The organism is Nocardia sp. CA-145437, assembly GCF_050956485.1.
Classification (GTDB): domain Bacteria; phylum Actinomycetota; class Actinomycetes; order Mycobacteriales; family Mycobacteriaceae; genus Nocardia.
In genome coordinates this window covers 1,379,318-1,401,146 of the sequence record NZ_CP191204.1, presented here as the reverse complement: position 1 = coordinate 1,401,146, position 21,829 = coordinate 1,379,318, and the positions used below count along the sequence as shown (strand labels likewise).

At 68.7% G+C, this 21,829-nt stretch carries 22 protein-coding genes; 8 read left to right on the top strand and 14 right to left on the bottom strand.

The features are described 5' to 3' along the window. Positions 1 to 56: 56 nt before the first annotated feature. Entirely contained in the window at positions 57 to 602 is a 546-nt protein-coding gene (locus ACQPYY_RS06220; protein WP_433593030.1) for a YdcF family protein, read from the top strand. A gap of 104 nt (positions 603 to 706) precedes the next feature. Next, entirely contained in the window at positions 707 to 2,299 is a 1,593-nt protein-coding gene (locus tag ACQPYY_RS06215) for a GMC oxidoreductase (protein WP_433593029.1), read from the top strand. Between the two features lie 19 nt (positions 2,300 to 2,318). Here ACQPYY_RS06215 and ACQPYY_RS06210 read toward each other — a convergent pair whose 3' ends face one another. Genes ACQPYY_RS06210 through ACQPYY_RS06170 form a run of 9 tightly spaced genes read right to left on the bottom strand, consistent with a single transcriptional unit; the run spans position 2,319 to position 10,854 of the window. Then, complete coding sequence (locus tag ACQPYY_RS06210; protein WP_433593028.1) at positions 2,319 to 2,906, bottom strand: hypothetical protein; 588 nt, start codon at positions 2,904 to 2,906, stop codon at positions 2,319 to 2,321. Positions 2,907 to 2,931: 25 nt separating this feature from the next. Then, positions 2,932 to 3,888, bottom strand: a complete 957-nt coding sequence (locus tag ACQPYY_RS06205; RefSeq protein ID WP_433593027.1) for an MlaD family protein — start codon at positions 3,886 to 3,888, stop codon at positions 2,932 to 2,934. Continuing rightward, positions 3,885 to 5,018 carry an MlaD family protein gene (locus ACQPYY_RS06200; RefSeq protein ID WP_433593026.1) on the bottom strand — a complete coding sequence of 378 codons (1,134 nt, stop codon included), beginning with the start codon at positions 5,016 to 5,018 and terminating at the stop codon, positions 3,885 to 3,887. Before ACQPYY_RS06200 ends, ACQPYY_RS06205 begins: the two co-directional genes overlap by 4 nt. Next, on the bottom strand, positions 5,015 to 6,097 hold the full coding sequence (locus ACQPYY_RS06195; protein WP_433593025.1) for an MlaD family protein: 1,083 nt from the start codon (positions 6,095 to 6,097) through the stop codon (positions 5,015 to 5,017). Before ACQPYY_RS06195 ends, ACQPYY_RS06200 begins: the two co-directional genes overlap by 4 nt. Then, positions 6,097 to 7,140, bottom strand: coding sequence for an MlaD family protein (locus tag ACQPYY_RS06190; protein ID WP_433593024.1), 1,044 nt, complete (start codon positions 7,138 to 7,140; stop codon positions 6,097 to 6,099). Before ACQPYY_RS06190 ends, ACQPYY_RS06195 begins: the two co-directional genes overlap by 1 nt. Next, complete coding sequence (locus tag ACQPYY_RS06185; protein ID WP_379100407.1) at positions 7,128 to 8,126, bottom strand: MlaD family protein; 999 nt, start codon at positions 8,124 to 8,126, stop codon at positions 7,128 to 7,130. The genes ACQPYY_RS06190 and ACQPYY_RS06185 overlap by 13 nt, the downstream gene beginning before the upstream one ends. Further along, complete coding sequence (locus ACQPYY_RS06180; RefSeq protein ID WP_433593023.1) at positions 8,123 to 9,151, bottom strand: MlaD family protein; 1,029 nt, start codon at positions 9,149 to 9,151, stop codon at positions 8,123 to 8,125. Before ACQPYY_RS06180 ends, ACQPYY_RS06185 begins: the two co-directional genes overlap by 4 nt. 3 nt (positions 9,152 to 9,154) lie before the next feature. Continuing rightward, entirely contained in the window at positions 9,155 to 10,018 is an 864-nt protein-coding gene (locus ACQPYY_RS06175) for an ABC transporter permease (RefSeq protein ID WP_379100403.1), read from the bottom strand. Further along, positions 10,018 to 10,854 carry an ABC transporter permease gene (locus ACQPYY_RS06170; protein ID WP_379100401.1) on the bottom strand — a complete coding sequence of 279 codons (837 nt, stop codon included), beginning with the start codon at positions 10,852 to 10,854 and terminating at the stop codon, positions 10,018 to 10,020. Before ACQPYY_RS06170 ends, ACQPYY_RS06175 begins: the two co-directional genes overlap by 1 nt. A 400-nt stretch (positions 10,855 to 11,254) precedes the next feature. Here ACQPYY_RS06170 and ACQPYY_RS06165 point away from each other — a divergent pair, with 400 nt between their 5' ends. Beyond that, positions 11,255 to 11,485, top strand: a complete 231-nt coding sequence (locus ACQPYY_RS06165) for a nuclear transport factor 2 family protein (RefSeq protein ID WP_433593022.1) — start codon at positions 11,255 to 11,257, stop codon at positions 11,483 to 11,485. Between the two features lie 6 nt (positions 11,486 to 11,491). On the opposite strand, the gene ACQPYY_RS06160 is transcribed toward ACQPYY_RS06165, so the two are convergent. After that, on the bottom strand, positions 11,492 to 12,580 hold the full coding sequence (locus ACQPYY_RS06160; protein WP_433593021.1) for a calcium:proton antiporter: 1,089 nt from the start codon (positions 12,578 to 12,580) through the stop codon (positions 11,492 to 11,494). A gap of 115 nt (positions 12,581 to 12,695) precedes the next feature. On the opposite strand from ACQPYY_RS06160, the gene ACQPYY_RS06155 reads away from it, so the two are divergent. Next, the gene (locus ACQPYY_RS06155; RefSeq protein WP_433594579.1) at positions 12,696 to 13,427 is read left to right on the top strand and encodes a VIT1/CCC1 transporter family protein; all 732 of its coding nucleotides are present in this window, start codon (positions 12,696 to 12,698) and stop codon (positions 13,425 to 13,427) included. Here ACQPYY_RS06155 and ACQPYY_RS06150 read toward each other — a convergent pair. The 3 genes from ACQPYY_RS06150 to ACQPYY_RS06140 form a co-directional block, all read right to left on the bottom strand. Continuing rightward, positions 13,424 to 13,864, bottom strand: a complete 441-nt coding sequence (locus ACQPYY_RS06150) for a hypothetical protein (protein ID WP_433593020.1) — start codon at positions 13,862 to 13,864, stop codon at positions 13,424 to 13,426. The two genes, ACQPYY_RS06155 and ACQPYY_RS06150, sit on opposite strands and share 4 nt — an antisense overlap. 32 nt (positions 13,865 to 13,896) lie before the next feature. Beyond that, positions 13,897 to 14,439, bottom strand: a complete 543-nt coding sequence (locus ACQPYY_RS06145; RefSeq protein WP_433593019.1) for a hypothetical protein — start codon at positions 14,437 to 14,439, stop codon at positions 13,897 to 13,899. Positions 14,440 to 14,608: 169 nt separating this feature from the next. After that, positions 14,609 to 15,631 (bottom strand): zinc-dependent alcohol dehydrogenase family protein, encoded by a 1,023-nt coding sequence (locus ACQPYY_RS06140; protein ID WP_433593018.1) that lies wholly within the window; start codon positions 15,629 to 15,631, stop codon positions 14,609 to 14,611. 155 nt (positions 15,632 to 15,786) lie between these two features. On the opposite strand from ACQPYY_RS06140, the gene ACQPYY_RS06135 reads away from it, so the two are divergent. The 3 genes from ACQPYY_RS06135 (at position 15,787) to ACQPYY_RS06125 (ending at position 18,702) form a co-directional block, all read left to right on the top strand. After that, positions 15,787 to 16,584: a helix-turn-helix domain-containing protein gene (locus ACQPYY_RS06135; RefSeq protein ID WP_433593017.1), complete on the top strand. Its 798-nt coding sequence runs from the start codon at positions 15,787 to 15,789 to the stop codon at positions 16,582 to 16,584. Positions 16,585 to 16,642: 58 nt separating this feature from the next. Next, positions 16,643 to 17,311: a PadR family transcriptional regulator gene (locus ACQPYY_RS06130; RefSeq protein WP_379100387.1), complete on the top strand. Its 669-nt coding sequence runs from the start codon at positions 16,643 to 16,645 to the stop codon at positions 17,309 to 17,311. Between the two features lie 185 nt (positions 17,312 to 17,496). Further along, on the top strand, positions 17,497 to 18,702 hold the full coding sequence (locus ACQPYY_RS06125) for an FAD-dependent oxidoreductase (protein ID WP_433593016.1): 1,206 nt from the start codon (positions 17,497 to 17,499) through the stop codon (positions 18,700 to 18,702). Between the two features lie 27 nt (positions 18,703 to 18,729). Here ACQPYY_RS06125 and ACQPYY_RS06120 read toward each other — a convergent pair whose 3' ends face one another. Then, complete coding sequence (locus ACQPYY_RS06120) at positions 18,730 to 20,769, bottom strand: MDR family MFS transporter (protein ID WP_433593015.1); 2,040 nt, start codon at positions 20,767 to 20,769, stop codon at positions 18,730 to 18,732. Positions 20,770 to 20,940: 171 nt separating this feature from the next. Between ACQPYY_RS06120 and ACQPYY_RS06115 the strand changes: the two genes are divergently transcribed. Continuing rightward, complete coding sequence (locus ACQPYY_RS06115) at positions 20,941 to 21,816, top strand: oxidoreductase (RefSeq protein ID WP_433593014.1); 876 nt, start codon at positions 20,941 to 20,943, stop codon at positions 21,814 to 21,816. Positions 21,817 to 21,829: the final 13 nt, after the last annotated feature.

Sequence of the window (21,829 nt, the reverse complement as noted above, 5' to 3'; positions counted from 1 at the left end):
TCTGCCCGATCAGGGCGTTCCGGGCAGCCCGGTCGGCGATCGGTACCGTCGAGGGCGTGACTGGTCTCCGGAGGGTCGCCCTGTCCGTCGCCCTGGTGGCGGCGCTGATCACCGGTCTCGCGTTCGCGGGATTGCCGGTGTTCGTGCACCCGCAGGTCGATCCGCTGCGCCCGGCCGACGCCATCGTGGTGCTGGGCGGGACCGCGTACGCGCGCTACGACCTGGGGCTGGAACTCGCGCAGCGGGGGTACGCGCCGGAACTGCTGATCTCGCGGTCCACGGGACAGAACGACGCGGTGATGGACCGCTACTGCGACGGCGGATTCACCTTCACGGTGTCGTGCTTCGTCCCCGACCCGTGGACCACCCAGGGCGAGGCGCGCGAGATCCGGCGGCGCGCCCAGGCCGGGCACTGGCGGCACATCATCGTGGTGACCTACACCCCGCACGTGTCGCGGGCGCGCTACATCGTCGGAAAGTGCTTTTCCGGACAGATCACCATGGTTGCCAGCCCCAGTGATTCGGGTCTGTTGTTCTGGTCGTGGATGTATGTACGGCAGTCCGCCGGTTATGTGCGCGCGGTTCTGCAGCGCGGATGCTGACCCGAAAGATGCGCCCCGGCCGCGCAATTGAGCGGTTACGATGAGATCCGGGCAAAGGGAAGCGCGTCCTCTCGGGGGTGGATGCGGGTGCGGGAGGATTTCCGGTGCATATCGACGACCTCAGTACCGTGCGGGACAGCGAGCTGGCGGCGGACCTGTGCATCATCGGTTCCGGACCGGCCGGTCTGACTTTGGCCGCCGAACTCGCGGGAAGTTCGCTGCGGGTCCTGGTACTCGAAAGCGGCGGCCTCGAACTCACCCCCGAACGCGATGCGCTCAATGACATAGAGAATGTCGGAGCCGCGCGGGCCCAGCCGTATCGGAATGCGCGCAATCGCATTCTCGGCGGGAGTTCGCACACCTGGAGCGGACGGTGCGCTCCCCTCGACGAACTCGATTTCGCGGCCCGCCCCTGGGTCCCGTTCTCCGGCTGGCCGATCGGATTGTCCGAGGTGGAACCGTATCTGGACCGGGCGGCCGCGCACCTGGGCCTGGGCTACGGGGCCGGTTTCACCGGCGACCGGTTCTGGGAACTCGCCGATCGGCATCCGCCGCACCGGGAGGTGGACCGGCGCTGGCTGCGGCCCTACTTCTGGCAGATCAGCAAGGACCCCGCCGATCCGTTCGACTCCAAGCGATTCGGGCCGCACGCGGCGGACATCACCGCGGGCAAGATACGAATTCTGTTGAATGCCACGGTGACCCATATCGACACCGATCCCGAAGGCACGCGAGTACTGGCATTGCGCGTCGCGGATTCGGCCGGACACGAACGCAGCGTGCACGCCACCCGCATTGTGCTGGCCACCGGAGGAATCGAGAACGCGCGTCTGCTGCTCGCCTCGAATCGCATCGTTCCCACCGGAATCGGCAATCGACACGATGTCGTCGGGCGTTATCTGCTGGATCACCGCTGCGGCGTGGTCGGCATGCTCGACCCGCACACCTCGGCCGCCGCGCGGGATCGATTCGGCAAATACGTCGTGAAAACCCGCGGCGGCAAACACACGTTCCTGCACGGGCTGGCGCTCTCGCCGGAGATCCAGGCCGACGAAGGACTCCTCAACTGCGCCTTGTGGATTCAGGAGGTGCCCACCGAGGACGACCCCTGGGAATCGGTGAAGAACCTGCTGCGCGGCCACATGAACCTCCACGACGCGCGCACCGTCGCCAGCAATCCCGGCCTGCTGCTGTCGGGCGCCAAACGCCGGCTGATCGACCACACCGGCCTGCCGCGCAAGCTCGAACAGGTGGAACTGCGCTGCATGGTCGAGCAGCGGCCCGACCCGGACAGCCGGATCAGCCTGAGCGACACCGTCGATGGGCTCGGGCTGCCGCATCCGCGCATCGACTGGAAGATCAGCGCCCAGGAGGACGCCACCGTGCGCCGCGCCGCCGCCCTGGTGGCCGGGGAGTTCGCCCGGCTCGGCTACACCCCGCCCGCGCTGGACGAATGGGTGCGCGAGGCCAGTCCGCTGCCGGCCCGGCTCACCGACTGGGCGCATCCCACCGGCGCCACCCGCATGTCCGCCGACCCGCGCACCGGCGTGGTGGACGGCGACTGCCGGGTGCACGGCATGGAGAACCTGTACATCGCGGGCAGTTCGGTGTTCCCGACCAACGGCCATGCCAATCCGACGCTGACCATCGTGGCGCTCGCCGTCCGGCTGGCGGACGAGCTACGCCGGACCGCGTGACCGCTCGCCCGGCGGACGGCTACTGCTTGGGCAGCGGCAGATCGATGCCGCCGACCTCGGTGACCTTCCAGTCGCTCGGGTCGACATTGACCGTGTAGTACACGGTGGTCAGCACCCCGTCGGGGTTCTGGGCGTTGGTGGAGTTCACGTTCAGATAGACGTTGACCTTGTACAGGCCGTTGTCGCGGTTGATCACCTGCGAGCTCAGCAGGGTCGGGCTCGAGGTCCACTTCAGCGGAACCAGGATCTCCTGCAGCTTCGAGGAGGTGGCGTCGAACTTGCCCGCCAGCGCCGGGGTGGTGTTGGCCTTGAGCCGCGCGGTCCAGGCGTTGAAGTCGGCGTAGTTGAGGTTGGCCGCGCCCATGGCGTACTCGGAGGCGACTTCCGCGGCGTGCTGGTCGTCGGCCGCGCGGGTGTCGTGCGAGCGCACGTCGCCGCGGGCGGACTGCCACAGCACCGTGACGGTCACCAGGGCGGCGATCAGCACCGCCGCCGCGACCGCGGTCACCAGCGTCGAGACCTTCAGCGACACCGTCTTACCGGCGGCCGGCGCCACGGGCGTGGTGTCCGGCTCGACCGGAGTCTTCGTATCGGCGTCCTGGGACATGGGGGTCTTCTCCTTGCTGGAACTACTACTTCACCTCGACCCGCACACGCACGGCACCGTCACCGGTGGACGCGAGCGCCTGCGAGATCAAGCTGCTGATATTGATGAGCGGCCCCGACGTGCGCGCCGCGTCGGCGAGCGGCTGCAATTGGGGTGCGAGGGTCTTCAATTCGGGCCCGGCCTGCCGCAACCATTCGGTCAGCCCGGCCAGGAAGGGTGCCAGCCCGTTGCCATCCACATATGCCTGGGGACCGGGGGCACGCTCGACGAGTCTACCGACCGCAGTGATGAGCTGCTCGAGCGACTGCTCGAACTGCACGAATGCTGGTGCGGCAGTCGCGGTCGCCGCACCCATGCCTTCCATATTCGAGGCCGCGACCTGGAAGCTGTTGAGTAGCTGGGCAATCTTGGGTTCGCGACTCAGAATGGCCGCGGCCAGCAGGTCGCCCGCACGCGTCAGATTCGGCATGGCCGAATCCGTGTCGTGGAAGGCCGCGCTCAGCGTGCTCGCCAGGGAGGCGGCCACCGTGGGATCGAGCTGGTTCATGACCTTGTTGACCAGCCGCGACACCTCGGGAATCGACAACGGCGACTTCACCGCCGCGGCGTCGAGCCGCTGGCCGTCCTCGATGTAGGGACCGCCCGCGGTGCGGGGCCGGAACTCCACGAACGGCTCGCCCAGCGCGGAGAGCTGCTCGATGGTGATGTCGCTGTCGGTCGGCAGTCTGCGGTCGCCGTCGATGCGGAAGCCCACCTCGACGCCGCGCGCGGTGGAGTCCACCGAGGTGATCTTCCCGACCCGCATGCCGGTGAGCAGAATCGGCGAACCCACGCTCAGGCCACCGGAATTCGCCATCACCAGCGACGCGTCGGTGTGGTGTGCGAACGGATCCGCCCGCACCACCCCGAAGGTCAGATAGCTCGCGCCCACCACTGTGACCACCGCGATGCCGCCCAGCGACGCCACCGAACCCCACTTCATCGCACCGCTCCGATCATGCGCAGCCCGGCCAGCACGGTGGTGACCTGATCATCGCGAGACACCGAATCCGCCTGGACACCGGTCACATTCACCTTCGGGCCGTTCTCGACGAAGGGAATCAGCTTGTCGCGCAATAACGAGACCAGCAGCGACAGGTTCGAGGGCACCGACAGATCCAGCGGCTTGCCCGACAGCGCCAGCGGCGCGAAGGACTGCGTCACCGGATCCAGCGCGGTGGCCAGCGGGGCCAGCCACACCAGCGACTGCCCGAGTTGCCCGAGCACCGCGAAGATCTGGGTGACGCCCTTGATGGAATTGGTGACACCGGTCATGGCGTCCACCGACTCCTGGCTGAGCTGGTGGTCCAGGAAGTCGGCGCGATCGTGCAGCACCTGCGCGTTCACGCCCAGACCGTTGAGCAGCTTGTCGACCTGATCCAGGTTCGCGGCCAGATCCACCGCGTTCCCGGCGGCGTTCTGCGCGATCCGCTTGGTCTCGTTCGGGTCCCGCGGCAGCACGGCGTTGAAGTGATCGATGATGTCCTGCAACTGGTTCACCGCCCCGCCCTGGGTGAAGGCGGCCAGCGCGGCCATGGTGTCCTCGAGCTGCACCGGCGGCCGGGTGTGGTCCTGGGCGATGGTGCCGCCGTCCTTCAGCAACGTGCCGAAACCGTCCGGCGGCGTGCTCAGGGCCAGGTGGATGTCGCCCAGCACGGTGTTCTGCCGCAGCTCGGCCACCGTGGTGGTCGGCAACTGGACCTTCGAGGAGATTTCGGCGTCGACCACGACGTAGCCGCCGCGTCCGCCCGCGTGCGCCGAATCCACCACGCGCACACCGTCGACCGTGCCGACCTGCGCGCCATTGGCGATGACCTTCGCCTTGGCGGGCAGGTTCAGCACATTGCCGAACTCGATGTGGATGCGATAGGTCGAACCCGAGACGCCGGTCCCGGGCACCGGCACCGCCGCCGGGTCGAAGGCACAGCCACCGACCCCGGCGAGCAGTCCCGCCGCCAGCACAGCCGCGCCTCCGCGGGCCAGTCGACGCCGCACCGGGGCCGCCCCCACCGCGGTCCCGAGGCGGCCGGCGGCCGCGGTGTCGAGCTGGATGTTCCAGCGTCCGATTCTCATCGCGCACCTGCCATTCCGAGGACCAGGGGCACCAGCGGGACGTTCACCATGCCGTCGGCGGCGTCGGTGCAACTGCCGGGCGTGACCGCGTTGAGCGCGGCGCAGACCTGCTCGGACTGCGGCGCCGGGAGCGCCGCCCGCGGCGAACCGTAGGTGACGCCGTTGCCCATCACGTTCTGGGCGGCATTGGTCAGCACCGGCATCCTGCGCACCACCTCCGAGAGGGAGCCGACATTGGCGCGCAGCAGGCGCACCAGCGGCAGCGTGTCGTCGAGCGCGCGCATGATCGGGTCACCGGCGATGGTGGCCAGGTCGTTCAGCATGGGCAGCAGCTCACCCAGCCGATCGATGAGTTGCGCACCGGGACCGAGCAATTCGGTGCCGGCATTGTTCAGCGCCGGGCCCAGGCGCAGCAGCATGGAGCGCAGATCGCCCCAGTGCTGCTCGACCTTCTCACCCACCGACGCGAAGGCGTCGAAGATGCCCGCCAGGTGGCCGATGTCGGCATCCGGTTGCGCCAGCGCCGACCCCAGCTTCTTGACGATCTCGTTGATCTGCGGGCCCGCGCCCCGGGTGGCCGCGTCCAGCCCGGACAGGCCGTGCGCCAGCGCGTCCGGGGCCTGCGCCTGCTGCAACTGCGAGGACAGATCGGCCAGTGCGGTCAGGGTCTCCGTAATGCTCTTGGGCGTCAGGGATTTCGTGATGCACTTCGAGGAATCCCAGTGCGCCAGGTTCTTGCCGCCGTTCAGCACCGCCAGATTGCGGTCGGCCACAATGGAATCCGAGACGGTGGTGGCCGCGGCGTCGGCGTACACCGGGTACTTCGCGTCGACGGAGAACGTCACCTTCACCTTGGTGCCGTCGGAGTCGACGGAATCGACCGTGCCGACCGGGATTCCGCGCATGGTCACCTTGTTGCCCGCGTACAGACCGACCGCGTCGGGCATGACGGCGCAGTAGGCCACCGTCTTCTTCATCGGGTCGAACCAGACGAAGTAGCCGACCACGGCCAGCATCACCACGACCATCGCGCCCGCGACCGACATGAACGCCTGCGAGCCGAGCATCCGCTTGAACATCAGCAGTCCTTCCCGGGCACCGGAACGCACACCTGCGGCTGCGCGGGGAGAGTCACCGTCTGCCGCGAGTGGTCGACGGTGATGCCGCCGTCCGGAATCACCAACTCCGACAGCTTCTTCTGCAAGTCCTGCGCGGCGTTCAGCGTCGGCTCGAACTTTCCGCCGAGCTGCTCGAGCCGGGTGATGGCATCGGTCAACTGCGGCTTCAGATCCGACCAGGTCGGCTGCAATCCGCCGAGGCGGCCGAGCACGTCACTGAGCAGGCGGATCGCCTCCGCCATCTCCGCATGCTTGTCGTCGAGCACGGTGACCAGCAGGTTGGCATTGTCCATCAGCCGGCCCAGGTCCTTCTTCGCGCCGTCGTACATGCGCACGTACTCGTCGGCCACCGACACCGCGTTCGACACCTGACCGCGCTGCTTCTCCAGCGCGTCCACGTAGGTGCCGACCGTGCGCAGCGTGGTGCGCAGGGTGTCGGGCGCACCGTCGATCGAATTGCCCAGTGCCGCCAGGTTCTGGTTCAGCGTGGAGCCGTCGATCTTGGCCAGCGGGGTGGCCGCGTCCTGGAAGGTCTCGATCAGGCTGTACGGCAGGCGTACCCGGTCCGCGGGGATCGCCGCCGCACCCAGCGGCTTGCTGCCCGCCGGGAACACCGCCACGTAGTGGCCACCGACGATGGTGAGCATACGGATGTCGAGGGAAGTCTGATCCCCCAGGAACACATCGGATTTCACCGTGAAGCGCATGACGACCTTGTCCGGCTTCAGTTCCAGGGACTTGACCTCGCCGACCGAGATCCCGGCCACGCGCACATCGTCGCCCGCCTTCACCGACTGCGCCTCGGACAGTTCCGCGGTGTAGGTGTGCTTGCCGAACGGGATCACGTACAAAGCGCCGGCGGCGGTCAGGCCGAGCACGACCACGATCGCGCCGATGACGCCCTGCCGCAGATGCCGCTTCTGCTTGGTCGCGTCGTCCACGACGCGGTCGTCACGCTTCAGGCTCAGTCCCTGACGAGCACGGGGCAGACTCATCCGTTGCATATCGCCACCTGCTGTCCCGAAACGAGCACCTTGACCACCGGCGGCAGTTCCGCGGTTCCCTTGCTGCACACCGGCTTCCAGCCACCGGGGCTGGTCGGCAGGGCAGCGTCGGCGGCGCTCAGCACGGCGGGCAGGCGCCCGAGGACCGCCACCGCCTCCTCGGCGTCGGGGAAGATCTGCCGGATCAGCGCGTCCACATCGGAGCCGCTGTCGATCCCCAGGGTGCGGAGCAGATTGTCGATCGGCCGCAGCACCGAGGGCGCGGTCACCGCGAATTGCGCCAAGCCGCCGATGTTCTGCCGCAACGCCTCGAAGATGTCGGAGAGCTGCTTCAGCAGCGGCACCAGGTAGTGCACGCGCCCGCCGAGCCGGTCCGACAGGTCCGACATATTGCGGATCAGCGTCGAGATCACCTGCTGCCGGTTGTCCACGTACGACGCCAGTTTCCCGATCGCGTCCATGGCCGGGCCCAGCCCGCTGCCGTCGCCCTCGATCAACGCCACCATGCTCGCGCTGAACTGGTTGATCGCCTCCGGAGAGATGGTCTGCAACACCGGCTTCAGGCCGTTGAACAGCTGCGTCACATCGAACGACGGCACCGTGTGGTCCTCGCCGATGCGCGCGCCCGCGGCGATGCGATTGCCCGGCTGCGGCTGCTGCTGCAGGTCGATGTACCGCTGCCCGGTCAGATTCTGGTAGCGGATGGCCAGTTTCGAGTTGTCGTACACCGGCGAATCGGTCTTGACCGACACCTGCACCCGCGCCTTCGAGCCCTCCAGGCCGATCTGCTTCACCTTGCCGACCTGCACACCGAACATGCGCACGTCATCGCCGACCTTGAGGCCGTTGGCGTCGGTGAAGATGGCGTCGTGGGTCTCGGTCTTCCCGGACACCGGACGCTGAATCGCGGTGAGCACCAACAGGAGCACCACACCGATCACGCCCGCGAACAGGGCCAGCCGCCAGCCCGCCTGCTTCACGTTCATCGCGCACCTCCCAGCAGCGGCACCGCGATACCGGGCAGGCCCTTCAACTCGACCTGCACGTTCAGCACCGGCCCCTGCCCGTTGTCGGGCATGGCGGCGCGCAGACGCTCCAGCAGCAGGCGCAATTCCGCCGAGGACTGCTGCGGCTGCGGCACCATCCGCGCGAGCGCGGTCAGCACCGGCACCAGCATGTCGGTGCTGCCGGAGAGTTGAGTTCCGGCCTGCGAGAACGTGGCCGCCAGCGCGGGCAGCAGCTGACCGGTGACGGTCGCGACGCCCTTGTCATAGGTGGCGCGATCGCTCTGCAGACGCTGCATGCTGCGGATCAGATCCACCACCTGCACCGTCGCACCCGCGAACTGGCCGCCGCCGTCGAAGGCCGGGCCGAGCTCGCCGAACAGCTGCGACATCGGCATCTTCTGGTTGTCGGTGATGGTGCGCTGCGCGGTGATCAGCGCCTGCGCCAGCGGCGTGAACGCCTGGGTGTCGGCCGCGGCCTGCGCGATGACCGAGGCCATCTGCGGCGTCAGCACGGAATCGCCCACCTGCGCGGCGCTGCGCAGGATCGAGCCCATGGTGGCGTCGTAGATCTCGCTCGCGCGGCGACCGGTGAAATCCAGCACGGTGCCCGACCGCAGCGGGGAACCGCCCGCGCCCCGGCGCAATTCGATCTCGCTGATGCCGAACAGGTTGGCGGGCGCGTAATCCACCCGCAGACTGTCGTCGAGGCCGAACAGCTTCGCATCGTCCAGGCGCAGCGAGATCTGCTGGGTACCGTGCTGGTCCGGCGCGATCTCGGTGACCTTGCCGACCACCACGCCATCGGCGCGCACATCCGTGCCGACGAGCACGCCGTCACCGATCTGCTCGGTGCGCAACGAGATCGGCATTCCCGGCTCGTCCTGCTGTGACCGGTACAGCGCCCATCCGGCGACCACCGTCACCACCAGCGCCAGCGCCACCGTGCCGACCGTCATCGCGCGCTTGCGATCGACGGCCACACCCGGCATTCCGTAATTCGGCATCCCCTACCCCGTGAACGTAATCGCCGAGTTGAAGCCCCACAGGGCCAGCGACATGACCATGTCCATGGCCACGATGGCCACCGACGACGCGCGGACCGCCTTACCCGAGGCGATGCCCACGCCCTCCGGACCACCGGTCGCGAAGAAGCCGAAGTAGCAGTGGATCAGGATCACCACCACCGCGAACACGGCCACCTTCACCACCGCCGCGATCACGTCGAAGCCGGAGACGAACTGGAAGAAATAGTGGTCGTACACACCGGCCGAGGCCCCGTGCACCAAGGTGATCAATCCCCGGCAGGCGGCATACGACAGGATCAGCGCGATCAGGAAGGTCGGCACGATGGCGACCGCGCCCGCCAGCACGCGGGTGGTCACCACGAAGGGAACCGAACGCAGACCGAGGGATTCGATGGCGTCGATCTCCTCGGAGATGCGCATGGAACCGATCTCCGCGGTCATGCGGCAGCCGGCCTGCGCCGCGAAACCGATGGCCGCCACGATCGGGGCCAGCTCACGCGTGGTGGCGTACGCCGACACCAGACCCGACACCGGGCCCATGCCCAGCATGTCCAGCGTGGTGAAGGACTCCACCGCCACCGACGCGCCCATGACCAGACCGAGCACGATCATCATCGGCACGGTCCCGCCGCCGACGATGACCGAGCCGCGGCCCCAGGTCATGTCGCTGATGGCGCGCATGGTCTCCGCGCGATACCGCTTCAGCGTCAACGGAATCGACGACAGCACCTGCCAGACGAAGGCCAGCGTGAAGCCCAGGTTCTCCACCCGGCGCAGGATCAGTCCACGCTTGCGATAGGCGCGTGCGGCCCAGCCCAAACCCTTGGGCACGTAGGTAGCCGACATCAGGCCAGCCTGGTGGGCAGGAACAGATCGGTGATCTGCGTGGCGACCAGATTGACCGTCACGATCGACACCACCGACAGGACCACCGCGGCGTTCACGGCGTCGGCGACACCCCGCGGGCCGCCCTTCGCCTCGAGCCCGCGCTGGCAGGCGATGATCACCACGAGGAAACCGAAGACGACGGCCTTCAACAGCGACACCCACACATCGGCGGTGGTGGTGAAGGAGCCGAAGGTGGACCAGTACGAGCCGGGCGTGACGCCCTGTCCGCCGATGGCGACGCCGTACCCGGCGAGCACGCCGACGAAGATGATGAGCACGTTGAGCAGCGGCGCCACGAAGACCATCGCCACCAGCCGCGGGATCACCAGGCGGTGAATCGGGCTGATGCCCATGGTGTTCAGCGCGTCGATCTCCTCACGGATGGTGCGCGCGCCCAGATCCGCGGCCAGCGCCGCCGCGCCCGCGCCGCCCAGCAGGAAGCCGGTGGCCAGCGGTGCGCCCTGTTTGATGACGCCGAGGCCGCCGGTCGCGCCGAGCAGCGAATCCGCGCCCAGGGTGTGGATCAGATTGCCCACCTGGACCGAGACGATGACACCGAACGGAATCGCGATGAGGATGGCCGGGATCGCGGTGACCGTGATCAGCCGCCACGCCTGCAGGATCGCCTCTTTCCACTGGAACTGGCGACGCGCGATATCGGTGAAGGTCCCGGCCACGGCCTCCTCGGCGATGCCGACCGCGCGGCCGAAGGTGCGCAGCGACGCCACCGAGGTGCTGGAGAAGTTGTCCCGAACGATGCGCACGGCGGACCGGCTCTGGACGGCCCGGGTCATCGGGGGACTACTTCTTCGAGACGCCGGAACCGACGCGGGGTGACGAGCTTCAAATTTCTTCTCCGTGATCGGCAACACTGCCTGCCATCAAAGCTAATGGTTACCCGGAGTTACAACAAATCGGACTGGAGTGTGACCGGAGCCTCTAAGTTACCGATGAGTACCAGGTTCGTCGGTCCCGGTCAGCGGGACGAAGACCCATGCGACCTGGGATTCTAGAACGTGTTATCAGAGCGGAACGGCTATAACCATGATCCGCGGCACCCTCCGAGCAGACCTCCCGAAAGGGGGGTTCGAGGCCCTCAGCCATACCCGAAGCCGTATCGAGTGATCTCTCAGCAACCCACGCTTCCCCGGCGAACCCGCGCGTAACCCGGACACTGCGTGTTCACTGTCGCGTGTGGACACTGTGCCTGTCGAAAACGTGGTGTCGGCGGTCCTGCGCACGATCGAGGCCGGCGACTGGGCGGAATTCGCGAAACTGGTGCACCCCTACGTGCACTGGACCGAGGACGGTGTCACCACCCGCGGGCGCACCCGGGTGATGGCGCTGCTGTCGCGGCACCACGCCACCGCACCGGCGACGTCCTTCGAACTACGCGACGGCCAGATCTACCGCTGGACCTCGTGACCGCGCCTAAGGGCTGACCGCGAGAAAGACGAAGGCGGAGAACAACACCAGGTGCACACAGCCCTGGAGCAGGGTCGCGCGACCGGGCACCACGGTCAGCGCGCCGACCACCACCGTCAGGGCCAGCAGCACCATCTGGGTCGCGCCCAGGCCGAGCATGAGCGGGCCCGAGATCCAGATCGAGGCCAGTGCGATGGCGGGGATGGTCAGGCCGATACTGGCCATGGCCGAACCCAGCGCCAGGTTCAGCGAGATCTGCACCCGGTCCCGGCGTGCGGTCCGCACGGCCGCGATGGTCTCGGGCAGCAGGACCAGCATCGCGATCACCACACCGACCGCGGACGGCGGCAGCCCGACGGCCGCGATCCCGTGTTCGATATTGGGCGACTCCACCTTCGCCAAACCGACCACTCCGATCAGGGCAACCAGCAGCAAACCCAGGCTGCGCAGCGACTCCCGCCGGGTCGGCGGCTCCTCGTGCTCGTCCTCGGCCGCCGCGGACGAACCCTCGACGGGCAGGAAGTCGTCCGGATGCCGGACCGTCTGCACCATCACGAAGACCCCGTACAGCACCAGCGAGGCCGCCGCGGCGAAGATCAACTGCGAGGCCGAGAAGACCGGACCCGGCTCACTGGTGGTGAAGGTCGGCAGTACCAGACTCAGCGTGGCCAGCGTCGCGACCGTGGCCAGCGCCCCGCCCGTGCCCTCGGCATTGAAGACGGCCACCCGCCGCCGCAACGCTCCCACCAGCAGGGACAGCCCGAAAATCCCATTGCACGTGATCATCACGGCGGCGAAGACGGTGTCGCGGGCCAGCGAGGCGGCCTTCTCACCGCTGGACACCATGAGCGTGACGATCAGGCCGACCTCGATGATGGTCACCGCCACCGCCAGGATCAGCGACCCGAACGGCTCCCCCACCCGGTGCGCCACCGTCTCCGCGTGATGGACCGACGACAGCACCGCGCCGATCAGCCAGACCCCGACCAGCACCGCCACCGTCGAGTTCAGCTCCCGGCCCCACGTCACCGTCAACACCAGCGCCGCCGCCAACGGGAGGATGACCGCCCAATACCGCTTGCAGAAACCCACCATGGCCCCCATAGTTCCAGCAAATCATCCGCTTCCCCTGGAAGTGGGAGCCATGCCTCGCCCGATCACGCTCCCGCATGAGTCGTGAACGGTGAATTACGCTGATCAGGTGGATGACATCGGAGCCGGAACCACCGACACAACGGCGCCGCACCCGCATGAGCCGCACGACACCAGCCTCTCGGCCAAACTGAACTGGCTGCGCGCGGGCGTGCTCGGCGCCAATGACGGCATCGTCTCCACCGCCGGTCTGGTGGTCGGCGTCGCGGCCGCCTCCACCGACTCCGACGCCATTCTCACCGCGGGCGTCGCCGGACTCGCCGCGGGCGCGATCTCCATGGCGGTCGGCGAGTACGTCTCGGTCAGCACCCAGCGCGACACCGAACGCGCCCTGCTGTCCAAGGAGAAGCGCGAACTGGCCGAGGAACCCGAATACGAACTGACCGAACTCACCGGCATCTACCGGGCCAAGGGCCTCAGCGCCGAGACCGCGCGCCAGGTCGCCGAGGAGCTCACCGCACACGACGCCTTCGCCGCCCACGCCGAGGCCGAATTGGGTTTGAACCCACACGAACTCACCAACCCGTGGCACGCCGCACTGTCCTCGGCCGTCTCCTTCACCATCGGCGCGCTGCTGCCGCTGATCGCCATCCTGGTGCCGCCGGTCCAGTGGCGCATCCCCATCTGTTTCGCCGCGGTGCTGGTGGCGCTGGCCCTGACCGGATCGGTCAGCGCCCGGATGGGCGGCGCCAACCCGCGCCGCGCGGTGCTGCGCGTGGTACTCGGCGGCGCGATCGCCATGGCCGTCACCTACGGAATCGGCCAGCTCGCGGGCGTCGCCGGAATCTAGTGGGCCGGCTGAGGATCCGGGTCACTCGGCGGCGGCGCAGGCAGCTCCACCGGACCGGCCTCACCGACGATGACCACCGGCACGTCCACCGGCCGCGGCGGCCCGGGCGGTAGCGGAGCCGGCCGCACCGCCGCCGGGGCCGGAAGCGGCGCGGGCGCCACCGGATTCGGCGCCGCGGGATTCACGCCGGGCGCGAAGGGGACCTGGCCCGCCGGAGCGATATTCGGCGGATGCTGTGCCGGAGCGTGCGGATCGTGGCGCAGCCGCGGCACATTCACGACCGAGGTGTCGGCGACCGGACTCTCCGCCGAGTACGTGATCAGCACGCCCACCCCGACACCGGCCGCCATCAGCACGGCGGCGAGCAGGACCTGCCCCAGGCGGCGCGGATCGAGATCGCCGGTGTCGCGCTGGATTTCGTCGGCGGTTCCGAGCATGGCTGTCCTCCTTCGGATTCCGCGTCGCGCGGCTAGGGCGCGGGCGGCGGCGGGGGCGGGGGCACCAGGAACGGCAGGATCGGGGCGAGGATGTCGGGCAGCGCAGGTGGCGGAGGCGGCGGTGCGGGCGCGGGTTCCGGCGCGGGCGCCGGCAGCGGGGCCGGCGCCGGCTGGGGCGCGACCTCGACCGGGGGCTGCGGGGGCGGGACATAATGCTCGGTTTGCGGTGCGGGAGCGGGATTCTGCGCCACCGGGGCGGGCGGAGGCGGAGGCGGTGCGGCGGGACCGGGAGCCGGGGCGGGGCCGTGCGGCGGGGCCGAAGCGGGAGCCGGGACGGGCGAGGTGGTGGCGACGACCGGCTGCTGCGAGGTACTGGGCGCCGGACCGGCCGGGGCGTCGGGCCCGCCGCGACTGTTCAAGCCCTCCCACAGGGTGCCGCCGATCAGCGCGACCACCATGCTCACCGACAGCACCACGAGCCAGCCCAGCATCTTCGGCGACATCGCCCCCGGTGCGCTCAGACCCGGGGTGCCTTCGGCGGACGCTTCGTCCGCCGCCTCGGGTCTCTCATGCACCGCACCCACCGTCACCCGGGAACTCCTTCGGTCGAAGCGATAGCCGCAGATCCGAAAAGCCACTCCTTCAGGCACGCTACACAGATTTGCGGAATTGCAGAACCTTCCACATGATAAGGAAATCGTTCCAGGTGGGTCTCTTTTCCAACTGATTGCCAATAGATAGCGGTCACTCCATGGAGATCACCACCTTGCCGAACGGGTCACCTTCCATGAAGTACCGGTACGCCTCGACCGACTCCTCGAACGGGTACACCCGGTCGATGACCGGCCGGACCTGGTGCTCGGCCAGCGCGGCGTTCATCGCCTCGAAATCCGCCCGGCTACCCACCGCGATGCGGCGAATCGACACGAACTTGCCCCCGAACAGGCTGGGCGGCTGCGGCCGGCCCGGCACCGGCGGAAACGCTCCGATCAACGTCACCTGTGCGTTGTACGCCGCGGAGGCAACGGATTTCGGCAGTGTAGGCATGCCGACGGCCTCCACCGCGTGCTGGACGCCCTCGCCGCCGGTGAGCTCGAGCACCGACCGCTCCCAGTCCGGCACCTGGACTCGATCGATCACCTCGTCGGCGCCCAGTTTCCGCAACCGCTCCGCCTTCTCGGCCGAGGATGTGATCGAAATGACCCGCGCCCCGAGCATTGTGGCGTGCTGAACCGCCGCCAGCGCCACCGTGCCGGTGCCGGTGGTCAACACGGTCTCCCCCGGCCCCGCCGGGACCGGCTTGGTCAGCGCGGCCCAGGCCACCAGCCCCGCGCAGGTCAGCGACGCCGCCTCGGCATCGGTGAGATGCGCGGGCACATGGACCACCGAATCCTCCTCCAGCAGTACGTAGGTGGCGAGCCACCCGTCGTGATTCGCGCCGTACTGCTGGGCGGACGCCGCCTGCAGCTGCGGGCCGTCGATCCAGGAGACGAAGTAGGTGCCGGCCACCCGGTCGCCGATCGCGGCGCGGGTCACCCGATCGCCCCGCGCGATCACCTCGCCGACACCGTCGACCAGCGGCACGACGCCGGGACGGGCGGGCAGCACATAGCTGCCCTCCAGCAGCATGATGTCGCGCCGGTTGAGCGCGGTGGCGCGCACCCGCACCACGACCTGGCGCGGGCCCGGCACCGGAATCTCCTGCGCCCGGGCGGTCAGCCCGGCGAGGCCGCGCCGCGATTCCAGTTGGTAGGCAATGCCATTCATGGTCTTCTCCGTGGGGATCGAGTCCGGTTGTCGAGAAGCGAGTCTGTGCGGTCCGGCGAATCCGTGCGATTCCCTCCAGGGAATGATCGGATGGCCGCCCACGTCATTCCCTGGAGGGAATCGCGCGTCCGCATCCCCGTCCGCACAGTGGAGGTATGACGACCATGGCCGTGGCGACGACGACACCCTTCGCCCAGGAACTGCGCGGCTGGCGCACCCGGCGACGGCTCAGCCAGCTCGATCTCGCCATCGCGGCCGAGACCAGCCAGCGGTATCTGAGCTTCCTCGAACAGGGCCGCTCACATCCCGGGCGGACCATGGTGGTGCGGCTGGCCGAGGTGCTCGGGCTGTCCCTGCGCGAACGCAACGCGATGCTGCTGGCGGCCGGGTACGCCCCGGTGTTTCCCGAATCCTCCCTGGACGCACCGGAACTCGGCGCGGTCCGGCACGCGCTCGACACCATCCTGCAGGGACACCTGCCGTATCCGGCGGTGGTGACCCGCCCCTTCGGGGTGCTGGTGGCGGCGAATCCCGCGTTCGAGCTGCTGACCGAGGGCTGCGCGCCGGAACTGCTGGAGTCGCCGGTCAATGTGCTGCGCCTGGCCCTGCATCCGGACGGCCTGGCACGGCGGGTGGTGAACCTGCCGGAGTGGGGCCGCCACATCACCGACAGCCTGCGCAATCGGGCGGGCCGCAGCCCCGATCCCGCGCTGGACGCGCTCATCGCGGAGCTCGAGGGCTACCTGCCGCCGGTGGATCCCGGGCCCGGGCACCTGGGTTTCGCGGTGCCGCTGCGACTCCGCTCCGAGGCCGGTGAGCTGCGGCTCATCACCACCCTCACCTCGTTCGCGACGGCCACCGACATCACCCTGTCGGAGCTGCACCTGGAGGCGTTCCTGCCCGCCGACCAGGCCACCTCCGACCTCCTGCGGGCGCGCTTCGCCGGGGAGTAAGTGCTTGCGACCCCATTACTCGTAGACGTATATTCGTAGACGAGTAAGGAGGTGCCCCATGGCCCGCAGGCGCAAGGTCGCCAATCTGATGGGTCTGGCGGTGCTGTCCGCCGTCGTGCTCCAGCCCATGCACCGGTACGAGATCGCCGCGAGGTTGCGGGCCTGGGGCAAGGACAACGACATGGGCATCAAATGGGGCTCGCTCTATACCGTCGTGGACAACCTCACCAAGCACGGCTTCCTGGAGATCACCGGCAGCGAACGCGACGGCGCGCGCCCCGAACGCACCATCTACCGCATCACCGACGCGGGCCGCGCCGAACTGGTGGACTGGACCCGCGAACTCATCGCCGACCCCGAACCCGAGAAGCGCCGCTTCATGGCCGGGCTCTCCGTGCTCTCGGTGCTGCCCCCGGACGAGGTCGTCGACCTGCTCACCCGGCGAATCACCAAGCTGGACACCATCATCGCCGAAACCCGCGCCCAACTGGCGGCTCTGGACGGCTCGGTGCCACGCCTGTTCCTGATCGAAGAGGACTACCAGCTGACCATGCTGGCGGCCGAGGCCGACTGGGCCCGCGGCCTGCGCGACGCGCTCGCCGACGGCAGCTTCCCGGACACCGAGGGCTGGCGGGCCTGGCATCGCGACGGCGTTCTACCCCCCGACCTGGCAGAGCCGGCTGCGGAAGGGGGCGCGAACACACCGCACACTCAGCACGACTCATGAACGGAACCGGGCCCCGGCGAGGGTGCTGCAACACCGCCACCGAAGCCCGGAACACACCGTCTCGAACCGCGTCCGTGCAGGCGAACCCGGCACCGAGTTTGGCAACTACAGGATAACTGGGTTCTCCACGCGCGGGACGGTTCGAGGTCTTCGGCAAGTCTTCGAACACTTCTCGGGAGAGACCCATGTCCACAACCACTCGTTCCGCGATCATCATCGGCGGCGGCATCTCCGGCCCCGTCACCGCCACCGCCCTGCACCGGGCCGGTATCGACGCCACCGTCTTCGAGGCGTATCCGGGCCCCGCCTACGGGATCGGCGCCAACCTCGCCCTCGCACCCAATGGCGTCGCCGCCCTCGACCTGGTCGGGGCCGGAGATCCGGTGCGCGCCAAGGCCGCACCCCTCAGCCGCTCCACGATGTCGGTCAACAGCAAGCAGTTCCCGCTGCCCGGGCTGGTCGACATCGAGCCGCTGCGCGTGATCGACCGCTCCGACCTGCACGAGATCCTGCACGACACCGCCGTCGCGGCCGGGGTGCGCTTCGAATACGACAAGCGGCTGGTCGAGGTGGAGGAGCACGCGGGCGGCGTCACCGCCATCTTCGCCGACGGCAGCAGCGCCACCGCGGACGTGCTGATCGGCGCGGACGGCATCCGCTCCACCGTGCGCACCCTGGTCGACCCGAACGCGCCCGGACCCACCTACCTGCGCATGCTCGGCTTCGGCGCGTACACCGACGCACCCCTCGACCTGGAGCCGGAGACCATGACCTTCGCCTTCGGCAAGCGGGCCTACTACCTGTACTGGGCCATGCCCGACGGCCGGGTCGCGTGGGGCGCGAATCTTCCCACCGAGCAGTACTACTCGCTCACCGAGGCCCGCGCCGTCTCCACCGCACAGTGGCTGCGCACCCTGCGCGAGACCTACGCCGATGACCTGCCCGGCCGGCAGCTGGCCGAGGCCACCACCGCCGCCCAGCTGCAGGTGGTCGGCGCGCTGCACGTGATGCCGCGGGTGCCGCACTGGCACCGGGGACGCATGGCGCTCACCGGCGACGCCATCCACGCGCCCAGCAACACCTCCGGGCAGGGGGCGTCGCTGGCCATCGAGAGCGGTATCGAGCTGGCCCGCTGCCTGCGCGACATCGACGACCCGGCAATGGCTTTCGCCACCTACGAGGCGCTGCGGCGGCCGCGGGTGGAGGGGGTCGCGGCGCGGGTGGCGCGAATGAACCAGACCAAGGCGGCCGGGCCGGTCGCCCGGATGGCCATGCAGTTGATGATGCCGATCATGTTCAAGCGGATGAATCCGGAGAAGATGCTCGGCGGCGAGCAGCGGTTCCGGATCGATTGGGACGCCACCGTGCGGCCCGCCGCCGTCCACGCCTGATCGGACGTGGCCGACACCTGACAGGGCTCAGTGGCCGACCGGCATCACGTCGGGCCGGTCGGCCTCGTCCAGCAGTTTGGTGGCGATATTGTCGAGCGCCTGATCCAGCAGCGCCCGATCCACCGGATCGGTGGAATCCCAACCGGTGAGCTGACTTTCGAGCCAGCGCTTCCACCCACCCCGGACCCGATCGACCTCCTGGTCCCCCTTGGCGGTGAGGGCGAGTTCGCCGCCGTCGCGGCGCAACAACCCCTCCCGCTCCGCCTTGACGTACACCGGATCGATCAATTCCGCCGGAATCCAATGGGTCCGGGCGATGTCCGCGAGGGTGGCGGTGCCGCGCAACCGGGTGTACATCCGCACCTGCCCCAACGCCCACGCCTCGTCACGGCCGAGCGAACTGCCCGCCGCCGCAAGGATTCCCGGATCCGGCACCGTGGTGTCGCGCAGCCTGCGCAACACTCCCGCCACACAACGCTCGAGCTGCACCAGCCGGTCGCCCGAGTCCGGCATGGAGAACTGCTCCCCCACGTCGGTGGCCTCCGCGCGAGCGCTGTCACGCAGCGTGACCTGCTTCAGGAACCACGCCACGACGAAGCCGAGCACCGCCACCGGCACCACCCAGCGGAAGACGAAGTCGATGGAGTCGGCGTAGGCGTGGATGATCGGCGCGGCCTGCTGCGGCGGCAGCTCCCGCAACAGCGCCGGACTCTGCGCGACCTGCGGCGACACCCGCGATTCGATCAGCGCCGCTTCCAGATTCGGCCGCAGCTGATTCGAGTACAGCGTGCCGAACACGGTGGTCCCGAACGCGCTGCCGATGGTCCGGAAGAAGGTGACCCCGGAGGTGGCGGTCCCCAGATCCGAGTACGGGACGCTGTTCTGCACGGCGATGGTCAGCACCTGCATGGCCAGACCGACGCCCAGGCCCAGGATCAGCATGTACAGCGACATCGACCAGGTGCTGGTGCCCGGCCCCATGGTCGACATGAGGAACAGGCCCACCGCCATCACCGCGCACCCGATGATCGGAAACGCCTTGTAGTGGCCCGTCTTCCCGACGATATTGCCGGACAGGATGGAGGTGAAGAACAACCCGACCACCAGCGGCAGGGTGCGCAGCCCGGACGCGGTGGCCGAAACACCTTCCACGTACTGCAGATACGCGGGCAGATAGGTCATGGCCCCGAGCAGCGCGAAGCCGACGATGAAGCTCAGGATCGAGCACACGGTGAATACATTGCTGCGGAACAGGTGCATGGGCAGCATGGGTTCGCGGGCCCGGAACTCCGCGGCCACGAAGGTGGCCAGCAGCGCCGCGGCCGCCGCGAACAGGCCGATGATGGTGGGCGAGGTCCACGCGTATTCCTGTCCGCCCCACTCCAATCCGAGGATCAGGCAGGTGACGCCGACCGCGACCAGCGCGATGCCCAGGTAGTCCACGATCGGTTTCACCACGGCCCGGGTCATGGGGATGGTGCGGGCCGCGGCCGCGATCATGACGACGGCGAGCGGGACGTTCACGTAGAAGCACCACCGCCAGCTCAGGTGGTCGGTGAACAGTCCGCCCAGGGTGGGTCCGAGGACGGTGGTGATCCCGAAGACCGCGCCGAGCGCGCCCTGGTACTTGCCGCGTTCGCGCAGCGGGATGACGTCGGCGATGAGCGCCATGGAGGTGACCATGAGCCCGCCCGCGCCCAGGCCCTGGATGGCGCGGGCCGCGATGAGCAGCGTCATGCCGTGCGCGAGCCCGGCGATCATCGAGCCGATGATGAACACGGCCCCGCTGATCTGGAAGACCAGTTTGCGACCGAACAGGTCGCCGAACTTGCCGGAGAGGGCGGTGGCGATGGCCTCGGCCACCAGGTAGGAGGTGACCACCCAGGCCATGTGCCCGGCCCCGCCGAGATCCGCCACGATGGTGGGCAGCGCGGTGGAGACGATGGTGGAGTCCAGCGCGGCCATGAGCATGCCGAGCGCGACGGTTCCGAAGACGACGTTCCTTCGGCCCCGGCTCAGCGGCGGCGGTGGGACGGGCTTGGCGGCGGTGACGCTGGCACCGGTCATCGGCCCAGTATGTGGCGCTCACCAGCGAGGATGAGGCAACGACACGGCAAACCAGGCATTGCGGGAGACAATGGGCGAGTCGGCCTACCGCTGGAACTTACTCTGCAGTAAGGTCGGGTCATCCGAGTGCGGAGCCGCACTGCGAACGCCGAACCTGCGAGGTCAACAGCCATGGCATGGAAGCCCAGCGATATCCCCGACCAGACCGGGCGCACGGTCGTCATCACCGGAGCCAATGGCGGACTCGGCGAGCAGACCACCAAGGTACTCGCGGGCAAGGGCGCGACCGTGATCATGGCCTGCCGCAATGCCGCCAAGGCCCAGGAGGTCGCCGACCGCATCGACGGCGACGTGCGCGTGGCGAGCCTGGACCTGGCCAGCCTGGACTCGGTCCGGCAGTTCGCCGAGAGCACCGGCGAATTCGACGTCCTGATCAATAACGCGGGCCTGATGAACATCCCGTTCTCGCGGACGAAGGACGGCTTCGAGACCCAGTGGGGCGTCAACCATCTCGGCCACTTCGCGCTGACCGGCCTGCTGCTGGACAAGATCGGCGACCGGGTGGTCACGCTGGCCTCGATCGCCCACAAGCAGACCCCCAAGCTGTGGATCGACGACCTCAACTACGAGCACCGCCGCTACCAGCGCAACCTCGCCTACGCGCAGGCCAAGCTGTCCAACCTGATGTTCGCGCGGGAACTGCAGAACCGGCTCGCCGCGGCGGGCTCGGCCAAGCGCTCCTACGCCGTGCATCCCGGCGTCTCGGCCACCGACCTGTTCGCCCGGACCGAAACCCCCCTGGACAAGATCTCGAAGCCGTTCATCCGGATCATCGGCCAGTCGCCGTTCCACGCGGCCTACTCGTCGCTGTTCGCGGCGACCGAGACCGACGCCGACCCGAACACCTACTGGGGTCCGACCCGCTTCTTCGGCAGCCAGGGCCCGGTCGAGGCCTCGCCGTCCAGCAAGATCTCCCGGGATCCGGAACTGCTGCGCGGGCTCTGGGCGGAATCCGAGCGTTTGACCGGGGTCACATTCAAGTTCTGATCGGCAACCTGCC

Coding starts and splice junctions, on each gene's coding strand:
- ACQPYY_RS06175 (WP_379100403.1), bottom strand. CDS start 10,018: ATGTCGGCTACCTACGTGCCCAAGGGTTTGGGCTGGGCCGCACGCGCC.
- ACQPYY_RS06195 (WP_433593025.1), bottom strand. CDS start 6,097: ATGTTCAAGCGGATGCTCGGCTCGCAGGCGTTCATGTCGGTCGCGGGC.
- ACQPYY_RS06205 (WP_433593027.1), bottom strand. CDS start 3,888: ATGAAGTGGGGTTCGGTGGCGTCGCTGGGCGGCATCGCGGTGGTCACA.
- ACQPYY_RS06135 (WP_433593017.1), top strand. CDS start 15,787: ATGACGACCATGGCCGTGGCGACGACGACACCCTTCGCCCAGGAACTG.
- ACQPYY_RS06200 (WP_433593026.1), bottom strand. CDS start 5,018: ATGAGAATCGGACGCTGGAACATCCAGCTCGACACCGCGGCCGCCGGC.
- ACQPYY_RS06190 (WP_433593024.1), bottom strand. CDS start 7,140: ATGCAACGGATGAGTCTGCCCCGTGCTCGTCAGGGACTGAGCCTGAAG.
- ACQPYY_RS06140 (WP_433593018.1), bottom strand. CDS start 15,631: ATGAATGGCATTGCCTACCAACTGGAATCGCGGCGCGGCCTCGCCGGG.
- ACQPYY_RS06125 (WP_433593016.1), top strand. CDS start 17,497: ATGTCCACAACCACTCGTTCCGCGATCATCATCGGCGGCGGCATCTCC.
- ACQPYY_RS06160 (WP_433593021.1), bottom strand. CDS start 12,580: ATGGTGGGTTTCTGCAAGCGGTATTGGGCGGTCATCCTCCCGTTGGCG.
- ACQPYY_RS06180 (WP_433593023.1), bottom strand. CDS start 9,151: ATGCCGAATTACGGAATGCCGGGTGTGGCCGTCGATCGCAAGCGCGCG.
- ACQPYY_RS06115 (WP_433593014.1), top strand. CDS start 20,941: ATGGCATGGAAGCCCAGCGATATCCCCGACCAGACCGGGCGCACGGTC.
- ACQPYY_RS06210 (WP_433593028.1), bottom strand. CDS start 2,906: ATGTCCCAGGACGCCGATACGAAGACTCCGGTCGAGCCGGACACCACG.
- ACQPYY_RS06185 (WP_379100407.1), bottom strand. CDS start 8,126: ATGAACGTGAAGCAGGCGGGCTGGCGGCTGGCCCTGTTCGCGGGCGTG.
- ACQPYY_RS06150 (WP_433593020.1), bottom strand. CDS start 13,864: ATGCTCGGAACCGCCGACGAAATCCAGCGCGACACCGGCGATCTCGAT.
- ACQPYY_RS06130 (WP_379100387.1), top strand. CDS start 16,643: ATGGCCCGCAGGCGCAAGGTCGCCAATCTGATGGGTCTGGCGGTGCTG.
- ACQPYY_RS06170 (WP_379100401.1), bottom strand. CDS start 10,854: ATGACCCGGGCCGTCCAGAGCCGGTCCGCCGTGCGCATCGTTCGGGAC.
- ACQPYY_RS06120 (WP_433593015.1), bottom strand. CDS start 20,769: ATGACCGGTGCCAGCGTCACCGCCGCCAAGCCCGTCCCACCGCCGCCG.